We start from the raw sequence: 14,314 nt of genomic DNA on the forward strand, positions 1-14,314 counted from the left end.
CACGCAGACCAACGCGGAGGTCTGCCATGAATGCGAAGCGCGAACGAAGTCGTTCGGTCTGGATGGATGTCGAGGTAGCGCCCAAGGCCGAGCTCCTGAGGTCGGACCATTCCGCCGATGTTGCCATCGTTGGCTCCGGGATCGCGGGCCTGTCCGTTGCCTATGAGTTAGCGGAGCGCGGCCTGTCCGTCGTCGTTCTCGATCGAGGCGAGATCGCCGGCGGCATGACGGCGCGCACCACCGCTCACCTCGCTCCCATTTGCGACGACTCCCTCGCCGAATTGCTATCGATGCGCGGCCAGGAGCTGGCGCGGGGGTTCCAGGCCAGCCAGAACGCAGCCGTCGATCGCATCGAGACCATTCAGAAGGAGCTTGGGATCGACTGCGAGTTCAGGCGCCTCGACGGGATCCTCTTTCTCGATCCCGAAAGCGAGGAGAGCGTCCTCGACGATGAGGTTTCGGCAGCGGGAGAAATTGGCGTCACCGTGGAGCGCGGGAAGGGCCTGCCCCTGCGCACACTGGAGGATCGACCATTCCTGCGGTACCCGGATCAGGCGACCTTCCACCCGTTGAAGTATCTACGGGGCGTGGCCAAGGCGCTGAGCGCGAAGGGCGCGCGTCTCCATTCCGACACGGCCGTCGTCGAGGTGAACGAGAAGGACGACCGGGTCGAGCTAAAGCTTGAGTCGGGCCACATCGTCACGGCCGGCCATGCCGTGATCGCGACGAATTCCCCGATTCACGACCTCGTCGCCCTGCACACGAAGCAAGCGCCCTATAGAACCTACGCCATGGGCTTCGAGATCGAGCCCGGGAAGCTCGACGACGCCCTCTACTGGGATACCCTGGACCCCTATCACTACGTCCGCCTCACACCCGGCGAGGATGGTAAGGATATCGTGATCGTGGGTGGCGAGGATCACAAGACAGGCGAGGCCGATGACGCCGACGCGCGTTTTGCCGCCCTCACCTCCTGGGCCAAGACCCTCATCCCGGATCTCGGTCCCGAGCGCTATCGCTGGTCTGGCCAGGTCATGGACACGCTCGACTACTGCGGCTTCATCGGGCGGGAGGCGGGAAGCAAACGCGTGCTCGTTTCCACGGGCGACTCCGGGCAAGGCATCACCCACGGCGTCGTTGCCAGCTTGCTGATCCCGGACCTCATCCTGGGTCGCGAGAACGAGTTCGCCGCAGTTTACGACCCCGACCGCAAGCCCATCAAGGCAGCGTCGACCTATGTGAGTGAAAACATAACGGCGGTGAAGAACTTCGCTGAATATCTCGCACCGGGTGAGCTGTCCTCGATCGATGAACTGAAGCCGGGGCAAGGGGCGATCGTCCGAAGAGGGCTAAGCAAGATCGCGGCCTACCGAACCAAGAACGGGAACGTCATCGAGAAGTCGGCGGCGTGCACGCATCTGGGCTGCCACCTGCACTGGAACTCGTTCGAGGAATGCTGGGACTGCCCCTGTCACGGATCGCATTTCGCGCCGGACGGCAGCGTCCTCAACGCCCCGGCCATCAGACCGCTCGCGGATGGCGAGGCTTCGTCATGATCCATCACGTCTCGCTCGGCACCAATGACGTGGCCCGGAGCAGGAAGTTCTATGATGCCGTGCTCGGGGTGCTCGGACTGAGCCTCCTCAAGGCTTCGGAGGACTCCGCGGATTACGGGGTGTCCACCGTCGTCTTCAGCCTGGAGACGCCCGTCAACGGCAAGCCCGCCTCCGCGGGGAACGGGGTTCATATCGCGTTCGACGCTGGCGGTCGGCGCAAGGTCGACGAGTTTCATCGCGTCGCTCTGTTGCACGGCGGGTCGGATGCGGGCGCGCCCGGCCTGCGACCGGAATACGACCCCAACTATTACGGCGCCTTCGTCCTCGACCCGGACGGAAACAAGATCGAAGCCGTCACGCATCACGGGAAATGAGAAAGGGAAGGCGCAGATGCTTGAGACCCTCGCCAGGGCCGCATTCTCCGGTACAGCCGTGAGCATTGCCTCGACGATCGCCCTCGCGCTAGCCGCAAAGGCCGAAGGACGCCATCCGATACGGCCGACCAATGCGACGGGACATTGGTTCCGAGGCGACGAGGCTGCTGCATCGCGGGCCTTCGACGCGAAGCACACCTTGTTGGGTTTCGCGACCCACGAGGGCGCCTCGGTCTTCTGGGCAGCGATCTTCCAAGCTTTCCAGAAGCTCGGCCCTCGGCGCTCCGCAGCCTTCGATGCAGTCGGTGTCTCTGCTCTGGCGGCGTTCGTCGATTACGTCGTCGTCCCGAAACGTCTGACGCCCGGCTGGGAGAAAGTCGTTTCGCCGCGCTCGATTGCGCTGACCTACGGCGTGATGGCGTTCGCCCTCTGGGCAACATCGGCGCGAAAGAGCAGGTGATGGGCCAGAGCCCCGAAGCAGTAATCCTCGGTGCGTTGGCGGGTTTCATTGCGACCATGCCAATGACAGCAACGATGTCACGACTTCACCAGAAGCTGCCTTCCAGCGAACGATACCCTCTTCCTCCTCGCGAGCTGGCGGAAGATCTCCCGTCGTTGGCGGCCGGAACGGCAACCGCTACGCTGGTTTACCACTTTCTGTACGGAGCCGCCGCTGGAGCTCTGTTCGGCGGGGTCAGTCGCCGCAGGGACATCCCGACAGGCGCCGCATACGGAATCGCGGTGTGGGTTGCGAGCTATCTCGGTTGGATCCCTGCAACGAGGCGTCTCAAGGTAGCGACGCGACACCCCGCCCGTCGCAACGCAATGATGCTGATTGCACATCTCGTGTGGGGGGCCGCGCTGACCGCTGGCCTGAGGGAACTGGAACACTCGCGATCCGCGAGCTTTTCGCAATCGACGAGCACCGAAAATAGACTGAAGGATCGACCGGAGATCGGTTTATGAACACAGCAAACCTGCAACTCGAAGGCCTGATGCTCGCCGTCGCGGCGCTCTTCGGCGAAATGAAGCGGAACGGCTCACTCAACGCCTCGCAAATCGAAGCCGCCCTCGACCGGGCGGAAAACGGTGCTTCGCAACGGACAACCGATCTGTCCGATCCCAACGCCGAAGCGATCCGGTTCCCGGTCCGCTTCCTCAGGGAGGCCCTCCGTGACGACGCCGGCGATCTCGACTATCGCAGCCTCGTCGCAGCGGTCGGAAGAGCCCGCAATAATCCGGCCTGAAACGGTCGGGTAGGAGACGAACAGGAATTCGCGATATAGCGGCCGGCGGGCTTTCATGACAATCCAGATCATCCAGATCCCATACGATAGTGGACACCGCGGTCAGCGGATGGGCCGCGGACCGCTCCATCTCGTTGAGGCTGGTCTGATCGAGAGGCTACGCGAGCCGGTTACCATCGTTCCGGTGCAACTTACGGCATCGACTGACTTTCCAACCGAGATCGGCAGCGCCTTTGAGCTGCATCGCGCCCTGGCCGCTTCCGTGACGCTGGCTTCCAAGAGCGGGGACCTCCCGCTCATTCTGTCGGGAAACTGCAACGCGTCCCTTGGAACCGTCGCCGGTCTCCAGAGCGCAGGGCTCCTATCGGGCCTCGGTGTCATCTGGTTCGACGGCCATGGCGACAGCGATACCCCGGATACGTTCACCGGCGATTTTCTAGACGCGATGGGATTGAGCACGCTGACGGGACGCTGCTGGCAGGCTCTATGCGCGACAGTGCCGGGCTTTCGACCGCTAAGCGACGAAACAGTTTTGCTGATCGGCGGACATGCCGCGGATGACGGAGCCATCGGTGTCCTAAAAGCTTCCGGGATTGGTTGGCAGCACTCAGAGACCCTGCGGACGGCTTCACTCGCGAAGTCGCTGGCGCCGACGCTGAGCAGGATGGCCCAAGCGGGCGTCACCCGCGTGTACCTCCACCTCGATGTCGACGTATTGGACGCTCGTTATGCAGCTGCAAACGAGTTCGCGCGCGCTGGCGGGTTGTTTCCCGAACACGTGGCGGAATGCCTCCAATTGATCCTGGAAAGGTTTGACATCGCGGCGGCCGGCGTCGCCTCGTACGACCCGAGCTTAGACAAAGAGGGCTTGGTCGGCGAGTTTGCGACCAGCTTCCTGGAGGCGGTGGCCCAAGCTCATCGGGCCGTTCGCACGAACGCAAAGTCATCAAACGCAGTCGCTACCCGGGCTACCCGAACAGAGTGACCGGTGGCCTGGCCATCATCAGCCACAGGATGGCCAGGATCGCGCCGAAGGCGGGAAACCCGAACACGAACCAGGTCCAGAACAGCACACGGTATCGCGGGGGCAAGGCGGTTCCTGCGCGCTCGGCTCCCTCGGCGATATCGCGTATGCGCATCTGCATGACCACGACGGGAAGCCAGAACATCCCGATGACGATGTAGAGGATGATCGACAGCACGATCCACCCTTCAGACAGGTCGTAGCCCGCCTCACGAGCAAGGAGAACACCTGTAATCGGCTGAGCGATGACAGCGCTGGCGGTGAAGACGAAATCGGCAATGACGACGATCCGAGCGACACCGGCGATCTTGCTCACATTCCCGGTGAAGTGGGCCATCACCATGAAGAAGGCGATCCCGGCCCCGGTTCCGATCAGCACGATGGCGCCCAGAAGGTGAAGATACTTGAGGAGCAAATACGTCATCAGCGATCCCTCAAGGTGGCGAGACCGACCATCATCAATGCAATGACCGGGGCGATCTTCAGAAGCGGCGCCAACGGATCGAACCACAACCACGGCGTCACGAAGGACCCTGCCAGAGCGTAGGCGAGGGACACGGCTATCCCGGCCAGCATCGCTGGGCGCGCGGTCCTCCGGAACGCTATTCCCGCCCCGATCGAGAGATCGGCGAGGCCGCCGCCGACGATGGCGAGATTCGCCCAAAGACCGGTGACGCCGCCCTGCCCCATCAAGGCCACGCCGGTCGGCAGGCCGGGACCGAGCGAGGCCAATCCGGAGCCAATCCAGAATAAGGCGAGGCTGGCGATGATCACGGGCTTCAGGAGATAGAGCGTGGCGAACCAACGGTCCTGCACCGATGCGGGTCGGGCTTCGAGGGTTTGACCGATGCGACTGGGTTCGATTCTCGTGAGACGCTTCCAGTCCGAATCATCGCCGGTCGCGCCTCGCGCGACCTCCAGCCTTGCCGTGCTGCGCACGGGCGGTCGCCAGCCCAGCCGGCCGGCGAAATCGCCGCTTCGATACGCAAGGGTCGCCAGCCAGCTCGGTAGAGCGAACTCGACCGCCGGCGGCAGACCAAGCCATCTCCGGTAAAGGCGAACAAGTTCGACGAACTCGAAGCGTTCCGGCCCGGCGAGTTCCAACGCGAGCCGCGTCGGTGCCCCGGGCACAACGAAGAACGCGACCGTCGCGACGACGTCCTCGAGGGCGACCGGTCTGAGCGCTCCTGTATTCGGCATGACGGGCAAGTACGGGAGGCTCGCAAGCCCGCGGATAAGCGCGCTGGCGCCGTAGGCGGCAGGGCCCAGAACGACCGACGGACGCAGGATGACCCATTCCAGTGCGCTCGCGGAAAGCACGTCGTCGCCCGCCCGCTTGGTTGCCGAGAACCGCGTCGGCGTCGCGCTATCGACCCCCATTGCCGAGAAATGGACGAAACGCCTGACGCCCGCCGCGCTGCAACCCGCAACCAAGTCAGCCACTCCGATGTGATGGGTTCCTGCCAGGTCGTCCGTGGGACCGTCCTGAAGAGCGCCAGCGCAGTTCACAACCGCCGTGACGCCTGTCAGCAGACGCGCCCATTCGGCAGAACTCGTGCGTCCAATTTCTGCGGTCTTCCATTCGATCGTCGGATGGCGTCGGGCGGCATCCTCGACGTGACGGGATATGCCCAAAACCCGGCTGCGTGTGGCCAATGCGACGGCAATGTTCGTCCCGATCAGCCCCGTGGCTCCGATGACGGCAATACGGGCCACGTTGATCTCCGGCTAAGGGCTATGCAGCCCCAACCTGAGCGGGCTCGCGATGTTCCTGGACGCCGCTCGACGCGGAACACCGGTGTGCGGACCGAGTTTCTCCGACCGGCAGCTCAGATAAATAGGCAGCGGCAGATGCGGCACCTCCTTCGCGATAACGGCCTCACGCTTGCACTCTCCGCGATGTTCCTTGTCTCCCTGATAGGGATGGCCCTGACCGGGCATGCATCCCGCAACCAAGAACTTGTGGAACATGGTCAAGCTGCACTCGGATTGGGGGCCTACCTTTCCGGAGGCACGTTCCTCTCGGCCCTGTTCGAGAACTGGGAGAGCGAGTTCCTGCAGATGGCGGTTTACGTCGTCCTGACCGCAATGCTTTTCCAGCGGGGCTCGGCGGAGTCACGCGATCCGGACGACCCCGAGCGCGACGGAGACGAAGTTCCTTGGCGCGACCGCCATCCGATCCTCGCCTGGCTCTACGAACGATCGCTCGGCATCGCCCTCGCCGTTCTCTTTATAATTTCGTTCGTCCTCCACTGGTGGTTCAGCATGGTCGCTGCCAATCAAGAGGCGGCGCTTCATGGCCGGGCACCTCAGTCGGCGCTCGAATACCTCGGCGACTCCGAGCTTTGGTTCGAATCCTTCCAGAACTGGCAGTCGGAGTTTCTCTCGACGGCCATGCTGGTTGTATTGTCGATATTCCTACGGCACCGCGGCTCTCCCGAATCCAAACCGGCGGCCGCAGGCAATGACGAGACCGGCGCGTGAGGGTGCGCCGGCAAACAGGAATGTGACCAGTGAAAGGCGAGCGATGTCGGAAGCCCTCGACTGCCTGATCATCGGAGGCGGACCTGCGGGACTGACCGCGGCGATATATCTCGCGCGATTCCATCTGTCCGTGACCGTGATCGACGACGGCAACAGTCGCGCGCGTCAGATTCCGTGCACTCACAACCACGCCGGGTTTCCTGAAGGCATCGCAGGGGCCGACCTGCTAGACCGCATGCGTGACCAGGCGCTCAAATACGGAGCCCGCTTCCTCGATGGGCATGTCGACGAACTAGTGACAGGTCCCCTCGGGTTTGTCTGCCGCGGTCGCGAGGTGAGCGGCTCTGCCAGAACCGTGCTTCTCGCAACCGGGGTAACCAACAGGCGACCGGACATTCCCGAGGCCGTTCATGATGAAGCGCTGCGCACGGGCAGGCTGCGCTATTGCCCGGTGTGCGATGGCTATGAAGTGACGGATCAGAACGTCTGTGTCATCGGCCGCGGCGCGCGCGCCCTGACCGAAGCCATCTTCCTAAGATCCTTCACCGATCGGGTCACGCTGATCCTAGATCCGAACGCCGAGTTGACCGAGCAGGATTTTAGCAGGGTCGGCGCGGTCGGCATCGTGATAGTTCGCGGTCAACCGAGTGATTTTGTCCTCCACGAGACCGCGATACACGTCAGCGTAGGTCCGCGGCGGATGTCCTTCGATACTGTCTATCCCGCACTCGGCTCTGACATTCACTCGAAACTAGCGGCGGCCGTCGGCGCAGTATTGACTGACGAGGGGTGCATCAAGGTCGATGCCCACCAGCGCACCAATGTCCCGGGGTTGTACGCCGCCGGCGATGTCGTAGTCGGGCTGGACCAGATCAGCCACGCGATGGGCGAGGCCGGCGTCGCCGCAACGACTATCCGCAATGACTTGGCTACGGCCAAGCCGATGCTGCGCTAATCGAACCGGTCGCGGTGGAGCCTCTCCGCAGTGAGCTCTTGAACGGCGCCCCTGCGCCTCCTCAAGAATGCCAGCGTTCCGACCGCGACGGCACCCGCGATTGCCCCAGCAACGGCCGGCGCCATCGTCCGCTTTGGCCGTATCAGAACCTTCGCGGTTCGCGCGATCGCCGGAGAGTCTTGCAGGCGCTGGTAGAGCGACGGCGACCGGGTTTGTGAGAGAACGTATCCGGCGACGATGAGGCCTACTGCGAATAGCAACAAACCACCAGCGACGATGAGGCTCGCCGTTATCGAGCCCCAGCGGAACATGAGCGCCGCATGAAGTGCACTAAGCGCGTATCCGGCCGCGAAGACCGCCAAAAGCCCGCTGGCAACCCAGAGGACATACACGATCAATTGGCGCTTGAGCGCCGCCGTCACTACAGAGACTAACCGGGCGACGAGGCCGCCCATGGCCTATTTCGCCGCCCAGAAGCCGAAGATCACTCCGGCCGCCGCAGCCCAGGCAAGGGCGCGTAGCGGCTGGGCTCTGATTTCGGCCATCAGCAAGCTCTGCAGCTCGCTGACCTGTTCACCTGCTGCCTCCGTCATGCGATCCGTGTCGATGCCAACCGATTTAAGGTTTTCGGAAACTTCGCTCGCTGCGGCTTGGGCTGCCTGCATTTGCGAGCGCTTGCCATCGCCACCTGTCTGGCCGAATTCGTTCTCATCTGCCATCGTGCGCTCCTAAAGCTTGCAGTTATGATGAGCTTTCAACGGGCACCTGCGCCAACGGTTCCTGGGTTTCCGCGTTCGCCGCATCACCGTTGAGTGGACTGGTTTCTATCCGACCGGCGGTCGCCACCGGACTTGTTGTCAGCAGCGTCTGCGCCGCGAAGCCCGATTGGTCGCGGTGAGCCTTTGGTGGTGTCGCGGAGGGTCTGACGCTCGGCTTCAGAATTCAGTTCGGCACCGACCAAAATGATCGTCGCTGACAACCACATCCACATTAGGAGAGCGATCACGGCGCCAAGCGCGCCGTACGTTTTGTTGTAATCCTCGAAGCTGGCGACATACCAAGAGAACAGAACCGATCCGAGCAACCACGCGACGCTTGCGAAAATTGCTCCGGGGCTGACCCATTTCCATTGGGCATCGTCACGGCTCGGCCCGAAGCGGTACAGCGCCGCTAGCCCGATCATCATGATGGCGACCAAGACGGGCCACCGGCCGAGCCATATCAGCCATTCCGCGACGCCTCCAAGGTAGAGGTAATCAAGGACGACAGGGATGGCGGCCACCGCGCCGATTGCAAGCACGGCGAACACAAGAATGCCGAGCGTGAAAACGAGCGAGGTCAGGTTTAGTCGGATGAAGCTGCGCTTCTCCTCTTCGCCATAGGCGACGTTGAGCGCGTCGAAGACAGCTTTCACTCCTGCATTCGCACTCCACGCCGATAGCCCTAGACCGATGACGAAAGCGAAGCCGAGCTTGGTCTCGTTTCCCGTCGAGATGCGCATGATCTGATCGCGCACGACCTCGATCGCGCCACCAGGAAGCATGCCGTCTGCTGCCGAGAGCTGCTCAGCGACTGTTCCCGGATCGGCTACCAGACCGTACAGCGATACGAAGGCCGCAATCGCTGGGAAAATCGCAAGCAGCCCGTAGAAGGTCACACCGGCCGCGACCGCGAGCACCCTGTCCCTGCCGACTTCGCCATATGTCCGCAAGAAGATATCGCGCCAGCCCGACGAGGGGATTTCGGTAGGCGCGTCGGCATCAGCTCCATCAGTAGCGGCGGAGCTGACACGCCCGGTGCCTGTGCGAGGACGGTCCGCGAGGAGCGAGTACAGCTGTACGGCCGCTAGCGATGCCGCCAAACCGGCCAGGGCCGAGAACGACGCCTGCTTAACAAGAAATGGAATGCGCACGTGCCTCGCCCCAAAGATCTGTAACCCGGGGCGCGCGGGAAAGGTTGCAGGAAGGAATGCGAAGAGTCGCGCAGTTCCAGCCGCGACGATCAGCGCAGCAGCTGCGACGGCTCACCCTGCTCGGGCCAGTTCGCTTTGTGCCCGCGTAGCTAGACCGTTTGTGGCAATCCAGCAGGTGTTCGGCACGCCCAAAGCCTGCGGCATCGCGATCGACTATTCGGGTGTCTTCCTAGCCGCCGCCTTTAGCGCTGGCCTAATCGCCAAGCTGATCGCGATCATAGATGTGCAGGAGGCACCTATGGCGACCGAGCTCAAGACCCTGGACGACCTGTTTATTACGCCGAAAAGCAGATCCTGAAGGCGCTCCCGAAGATGGCGAAAGCCGCGACTTCGCCCGAGGTGAGGAAGGCCTTCGAGATGCATCGCGACGAAACGGAGGCCATGTCGAGCGGCTGACCAAAGTGTTCGAAATCGTCGGGAAGGCGCCGCGCGCCAAGATCTGCGATGCCATCCTGGGCATCATCGAGGAAGGCAAGAGCATCATGGACGAGTTCGAGGCAGCACCCGCCTTGGGCGCGGGCCTCGTCGCCGCCGCGCAAGCGGTCGAGCATTATGAGCACGCTATGGTACATTGAAGGCGTGGGCGCAGCAGCTCGGCCCGAAGGATGCCGTTGCCCTGCTATATCAGACGCTGGCGGAGCAAACCAAGACGGACAAGCTGCTGTCGCAGATCGGAACGGCTTCAGCCAATAGCAAGGCTCAGGCCAAGAGCGCTGCCTAACGAATACGCCGTAATCCCTAGATGAGCTGACTTCGCTTGAGCCCGCGTGGCGGGCAGGAATGTCTTTCGAATCGGCGCACGGCAGGACCAATCCCGGTGCGCTTAAGGGTAGCTTGATACCGTTATCCCGACTTAGACCCTTCATCGTCCCGGTCCCGCCCATGCCCATTGCCCGGCGTAGCGTCGCCGTCGCCGGATAGGACGACAGGGTTCGCGCTTACAAGGCCGCCGGCATTCGGTTCGGCCTGAGATGCCGCATACTGGCCAGCGGCGTCTTTCTTCGCCGGCTCGCGCGATCGGATGTCCGCCTCTTGCTCGGGCGTCATTGGGTTTCCGTTTCCATGCCTCATGGCGCACCCTCTTCTTACTTGTCACGCTTAGCGGCGTCTCGAGTCCGATCAGGAAGCGTATCGACTGCCTCGTCGGCGCCTTGGTCCTCATGCAGGACGCCCTCACGAAGGACCTTCGTCGCAGCATCGGCTTTTCTCTTCGGATCGGTTGGAATGGCCTTGGTTTCGTCCGTGGCGTGAAGGCCAATATCTTTGGGCTTCTGCCCGTGGTTGCGGGCACTGGCTGCAAAGGTCGCGAGAGCCTCAGGCTGGTCTTTCCCCATGGCGGATTCTCCTGTTTGGCTCGCAACCACGTAGATGTGCTGTTGTTCCTCCATCGCCGCCCCTAAAGCACCAGGTCGGCTCGATCAATCAGCTTGCGCCTGGTATGATAGAGCATTCCTAAGCCATACCAAGCGCGTGGGAGCCCACCACCTGAGCGTAAGCAAGAGGTGCCTCGCTCAGTCGAGCAATCGAAACGGGACGAGCCTCGAAAGCGCGGGTTCGGCGTGGAAATAGTTGATTGACCGAATCAGCCCCGGTCCGGGTAGCCGACCAAGCCATCTAAACTGTATCAGGACCACTTGATTTCGGCGAACGTCGGCACTGTTTTCAAAGGTTCGCCGGTGGCGACGCGATGCCCGGAAATAATCAGGTTTCGGGCTCATCCCTAGCAGTAGATCATGTTTTACTCCGAAAACCGCGCTATTCCGTCTCGCTTCTGCGGCGGCTTCCGAAGTTGCCATTTCGCGCAGCTCTTCGGAGGTGTGTTTCTCCGCAAGCTCGCGAGCCTTGCCGCCGAGTGAAACGTCGCGATCGCGTCCGGCTAGGGCCGCCGCAGCCACGGACCGCTCCTCAATTCCCGGTCGCTCCGCCATGGCGATCCTCCGAGTAAGCTCGTGTTTTAGGATCGAAACCCGCGGACGGCGGGCAGGCCGCCCCAGCAACGCGCGGCGGCCGTCGCAGATTATTTCCGCCCGCCTTTCCTGCCAGCATCGGAGGCGCGTTCACGGTCATTGGCGAAGTTGCCGGAGCCGCCGCGCTCGCCACCCCGCTGGCCACGGTCACCGCTGCTGGCCTGCTGCTGATTGTTGCCGCCGTGGCTGTTCTCGCCACCCTTCCGTCCCGCCTCAGCAGCGAGGGCGTGATCCTGGGAGAAGCTGCGCTTCTCGGCAGGTACGCTCTGGCCGCCCTTGGAGGCGATATCGCGCTGATTGTCGTCGTCCATGGAGTCAAAGCCGCGCTTGTCATTATTGTTTGCCATGGCAAACCTCCGTTCGCTCTATTTCAGGAATGAACCCGAGGGCTCGTCAATCGAACGGCGGGGAGAAGAGCAGTTCGAGTTCTCTAACTTCGGTGCGCTTCCGCACCGTCCGATGCCGGTTTCAACTTTCGGGAACTCCAGCCATCGAGGCTCGTTAGCACCGCGGCCGCCGTGTAGTTGGAGGAACTGGCAATGGCAATTGCGGAACGTTTCGAACAGCCCGTTATCATTTTGACAGGCCTCGGCCATCCCACGACCGTTTCGTCCAGCATGGAAGCCTACATGTTTCTGGCCGACTGGCGCGTTTGCAAACAGGACGCCTCCCATCGGTTCGTCATGGAGACCTGCCTGGCATCCATCCGCGGCGACGGAGATCTCCGTCTGGCGCGCGCGCTCTTCGCTTCTTGGTGCGACCAGAACGACATCCTTGCCCCAGCCTTGCTGGAAGTCCCCCGCCAGCAAACGGCAGGCTCGGGCAATCGGCTGGCAGTGACGGCGTAGGACGGATTCGGAGCAAGAAATGACTGACGAGCGCGACCGAGAAGCCCAACTGCGCACTATTGCTTACGAGCTATGGGAAGGTGACGGTCGGCCTTTAGGTGCCGAACTCCGCCATTGGGATGCGGCACGGGAAATCCTCGCTAAGCGTGAGTTGGCAGCTTCGAGCGACGACCCGACGCTAATGCCCGGGCCAGCGGTTGCGCGTGGGTATGAAGCTTTCGCCGGGCCTGAGGCGGGCGAGCCCCCATTCTCAATCGAAGGGCAGGCGGTCGCCCCCGCGTTGAGCGATCGGAACGGCCCGGTTAAAGCTCCGCGGCGCCGCAGCAAACCCGCGTGACGGACCTTCCTCAATGCATACGGCGTAGCTGCAGTGGCCAAAGGTCAGCGAGTTCGAAGCTCGCTAATGAACATAGCGCCAGGAACCTTCGTGAAATTCTGAGCGTTGCCTTGGTACCGTTCATAAGGGCGTTCCATCCTTCTGTGGCTCGTCGGCGTGCCGATCCCGATCATCATCCTCCTTTGGTTCTTCATGCGGTAGTGGCTGTGCTCAAGCGAGCGCTAAAGGCTCGTATTGGCCACGCCTTGTATGCCTGCGGTCATCCCGAGCGACCTGATGTCAGACAATAGCGAAGAAAAGTGGACGGGCGGCGACCCTGAGGGTTTGGTTGTCCGCTTGCTTGAGATCATCGCAGCGGAAGGTGTGATCAAACCCGAGTTTTTGGATTCGCATGCGAAGGCGACGAGATCGGGTTCACGATCGACGACCTCACATTGATCGGCAATGCGGTCGAACGCGAGTTTGATTGCGACATGATGCCGGACGAAGCGATGCAGCAATGCCGAACCATCCGGGAACTCGTGCTGTTGATGGGCCGACGGATTCGAAGCTCAGGGGCCGGCGAATGATCGTCAAGTGTCGCGAAAACCGATGTCGGATGAAAAATTCGCGCTCTGCTCGCAGTGCGGAGGCGGCTAAGCGACATTAGACCTACCACTGGTTACATCGCGAGACTCGCCTAACGCCCAGCAGCCGTGAGTTCCGATTCATTTTGGAACTTAACGACAGCGGGAGGTGTTGCGGGGCGATATCAGAGGAGGAATCCATGACGACCAAAGAGGACCGACTGCTTCAGTGGCTTCGCGACGCTCACGCTATGGAGAAGCAAGCGGAGGCCATGCTGTCAGCGCAGGCCAGCCGTATCGTTAGCTACCCCGAGCTGAAGCAGAAGATAGAGGAGCATCTGGCTGAGACTCGGCGGCAAGCGGATATGCTTCAGTCCTGCATCGAGCGACGCGGCGGTGACATCTCGACCCTCAAGGACCTGATGGGCCGGTTCGCCGCGATGGGCCAAGGGCTCGGCGGCGCCGTCATGGATGACGAGGTCATTAAGGGCTCGATGGCGAGCTACACGTTCGAGCACATGGAGATTGCGGCCTACGAGGTTCTCATCGCGACAGCTGAGGCCTGCGGAGACGTAGAGACGGTCGCCGTTTGCCAGCGCATCCTCAACGAGGAAACCGCAATGGCAACGTGGCTCGGCGAGAACCTCGGGCCAGTCACCCAGAGGTTCCTTTCCCTTGATGAGCGCGACGATGCTAGCGCTAAACGCTGATGTCCGCGCTGCGAGCGGCAGGAGGCGGAGCGATGCAGCAATGGCTGAGCTGCGGCAACAGACGAGCGCGGGATGAAGCAATCCGGCGCCTTGGTAGAACCGGGCGAACGGCCGCGCAGACCGATGCTCTGTGGCGGATCATCGAAGCGTATAATGAGGCGGCCCGCCTGTTACAAGCGTAGGGCCGTCAATGACAATTTCTTGCCCGCCCCGACTGGCGGCGGCTGGGGAAGCGATTACTTCGACTGACGACCAAGCTTGCCGGGTTGAGCCC

19 protein-coding genes and 1 pseudogene are annotated in these 14,314 nt (G+C 62.3%); 12 read left to right on the top strand and 8 right to left on the bottom strand.

The features are described from left to right. Positions 1 to 26: 26 nt before the first annotated feature. The 5 genes from Q9235_RS23880 to Q9235_RS23900 all read left to right on the top strand — a co-directional run bounded on the left by Q9235_RS23880 (position 27) and on the right by Q9235_RS23900 (position 4,162). On the top strand, positions 27 to 1,556 hold the full coding sequence (locus Q9235_RS23880; RefSeq protein ID WP_306224295.1) for an FAD-dependent oxidoreductase: 1,530 nt from the start codon (positions 27 to 29) through the stop codon (positions 1,554 to 1,556). Beyond that, positions 1,553 to 1,930 (top strand): VOC family protein, encoded by a 378-nt coding sequence (locus tag Q9235_RS23885; protein ID WP_306224296.1) that lies wholly within the window; start codon positions 1,553 to 1,555, stop codon positions 1,928 to 1,930. The genes Q9235_RS23880 and Q9235_RS23885 overlap by 4 nt, the downstream gene beginning before the upstream one ends. Before the next feature lie 16 nt (positions 1,931 to 1,946). Further along, entirely contained in the window at positions 1,947 to 2,390 is a 444-nt protein-coding gene (locus tag Q9235_RS23890) for a hypothetical protein (protein WP_306224297.1), read from the top strand. Positions 2,391 to 2,925: 535 nt separating this feature from the next. Beyond that, positions 2,926 to 3,177, top strand: a complete 252-nt coding sequence (locus Q9235_RS23895) for a hypothetical protein (protein ID WP_306224298.1) — start codon at positions 2,926 to 2,928, stop codon at positions 3,175 to 3,177. A 55-nt stretch (positions 3,178 to 3,232) separates the two neighbouring features. Then, positions 3,233 to 4,162, top strand: coding sequence for an arginase family protein (locus Q9235_RS23900; RefSeq protein ID WP_306224299.1), 930 nt, complete (start codon positions 3,233 to 3,235; stop codon positions 4,160 to 4,162). Here the strand turns inward: Q9235_RS23900 and Q9235_RS23905 are convergent. After that, positions 4,146 to 4,625: a DUF2269 family protein gene (locus tag Q9235_RS23905; RefSeq protein ID WP_306224300.1), complete on the bottom strand. Its 480-nt coding sequence runs from the start codon at positions 4,623 to 4,625 to the stop codon at positions 4,146 to 4,148. The two genes, Q9235_RS23900 and Q9235_RS23905, sit on opposite strands and share 17 nt — an antisense overlap. Next, a complete protein-coding gene (locus Q9235_RS23910) occupies positions 4,625 to 5,917 on the bottom strand; it encodes an SDR family oxidoreductase (protein ID WP_306224301.1) in 1,293 nt (430 codons plus the stop codon). Before Q9235_RS23910 ends, Q9235_RS23905 begins: the two co-directional genes overlap by 1 nt. 135 nt (positions 5,918 to 6,052) lie before the next feature. On the opposite strand from Q9235_RS23910, the gene Q9235_RS23915 reads away from it, so the two are divergent. Further along, positions 6,053 to 6,685 (top strand): DUF6766 family protein, encoded by a 633-nt coding sequence (locus Q9235_RS23915; RefSeq protein WP_306224302.1) that lies wholly within the window; start codon positions 6,053 to 6,055, stop codon positions 6,683 to 6,685. Between the two features lie 43 nt (positions 6,686 to 6,728). After that, positions 6,729 to 7,640 carry an NAD(P)/FAD-dependent oxidoreductase gene (locus tag Q9235_RS23920; RefSeq protein WP_306224303.1) on the top strand — a complete coding sequence of 304 codons (912 nt, stop codon included), beginning with the start codon at positions 6,729 to 6,731 and terminating at the stop codon, positions 7,638 to 7,640. Here Q9235_RS23920 and Q9235_RS23925 read toward each other — a convergent pair. From Q9235_RS23925 to Q9235_RS23935, 3 genes are all read right to left on the bottom strand, one after another. Continuing rightward, on the bottom strand, positions 7,637 to 8,095 hold the full coding sequence (locus tag Q9235_RS23925) for a hypothetical protein (RefSeq protein WP_306224304.1): 459 nt from the start codon (positions 8,093 to 8,095) through the stop codon (positions 7,637 to 7,639). The genes Q9235_RS23920 and Q9235_RS23925 overlap by 4 nt on opposite strands. 3 nt (positions 8,096 to 8,098) lie before the next feature. Continuing rightward, a complete protein-coding gene (locus Q9235_RS23930; protein WP_306224305.1) occupies positions 8,099 to 8,359 on the bottom strand; it encodes a hypothetical protein in 261 nt (86 codons plus the stop codon). An 83-nt stretch (positions 8,360 to 8,442) separates the two neighbouring features. Further along, complete coding sequence (locus Q9235_RS23935; protein ID WP_306224306.1) at positions 8,443 to 9,552, bottom strand: YihY/virulence factor BrkB family protein; 1,110 nt, start codon at positions 9,550 to 9,552, stop codon at positions 8,443 to 8,445. A 160-nt stretch (positions 9,553 to 9,712) separates the two neighbouring features. On the opposite strand from Q9235_RS23935, the gene Q9235_RS23940 reads away from it, so the two are divergent. Both Q9235_RS23940 and Q9235_RS23945 read left to right on the top strand, forming a co-directional pair. Beyond that, the gene (locus Q9235_RS23940; protein WP_306224307.1) at positions 9,713 to 9,910 is read left to right on the top strand and encodes a hypothetical protein; all 198 of its coding nucleotides are present in this window, start codon (positions 9,713 to 9,715) and stop codon (positions 9,908 to 9,910) included. Beyond that, positions 9,847 to 10,333, top strand: a pseudogene (locus Q9235_RS23945) (YciE/YciF ferroxidase family protein); the annotation flags it as partial. The gene Q9235_RS23940 and the pseudogene Q9235_RS23945, both read left to right, overlap by 64 nt. Before the next feature lie 364 nt (positions 10,334 to 10,697). On the opposite strand, the gene Q9235_RS23950 reads toward Q9235_RS23945, so the two are convergent. From Q9235_RS23950 to Q9235_RS23960, 3 genes are all read right to left on the bottom strand, one after another. Beyond that, a complete protein-coding gene (locus tag Q9235_RS23950) occupies positions 10,698 to 11,000 on the bottom strand; it encodes a hypothetical protein (protein ID WP_306224308.1) in 303 nt (100 codons plus the stop codon). Positions 11,001 to 11,123: 123 nt separating this feature from the next. After that, on the bottom strand, positions 11,124 to 11,507 hold the full coding sequence (locus Q9235_RS23955; protein WP_306224309.1) for a hypothetical protein: 384 nt from the start codon (positions 11,505 to 11,507) through the stop codon (positions 11,124 to 11,126). A gap of 122 nt (positions 11,508 to 11,629) precedes the next feature. Next, positions 11,630 to 11,926 (bottom strand): con-10 family general stress protein, encoded by a 297-nt coding sequence (locus tag Q9235_RS23960; protein ID WP_306224310.1) that lies wholly within the window; start codon positions 11,924 to 11,926, stop codon positions 11,630 to 11,632. A gap of 192 nt (positions 11,927 to 12,118) precedes the next feature. Here Q9235_RS23960 and Q9235_RS23965 point away from each other — a divergent pair, with 192 nt between their 5' ends. The 3 genes from Q9235_RS23965 (at position 12,119) to Q9235_RS23975 (ending at position 14,040) form a co-directional block, all read left to right on the top strand. Next, positions 12,119 to 12,427, top strand: a complete 309-nt coding sequence (locus Q9235_RS23965) for a DUF982 domain-containing protein (protein ID WP_306224311.1) — start codon at positions 12,119 to 12,121, stop codon at positions 12,425 to 12,427. A 19-nt stretch (positions 12,428 to 12,446) separates the two neighbouring features. Continuing rightward, positions 12,447 to 12,764 carry a DUF2934 domain-containing protein gene (locus tag Q9235_RS23970; RefSeq protein WP_306224312.1) on the top strand — a complete coding sequence of 106 codons (318 nt, stop codon included), beginning with the start codon at positions 12,447 to 12,449 and terminating at the stop codon, positions 12,762 to 12,764. 766 nt (positions 12,765 to 13,530) lie between these two features. Next, entirely contained in the window at positions 13,531 to 14,040 is a 510-nt protein-coding gene (locus Q9235_RS23975) for a ferritin-like domain-containing protein (protein WP_306224313.1), read from the top strand. Positions 14,041 to 14,314: the final 274 nt, after the last annotated feature.

This window comes from Bosea beijingensis (assembly GCF_030758975.1).
GTDB lineage: Bacteria > Pseudomonadota > Alphaproteobacteria > Rhizobiales > Beijerinckiaceae > Allobosea > Allobosea beijingensis.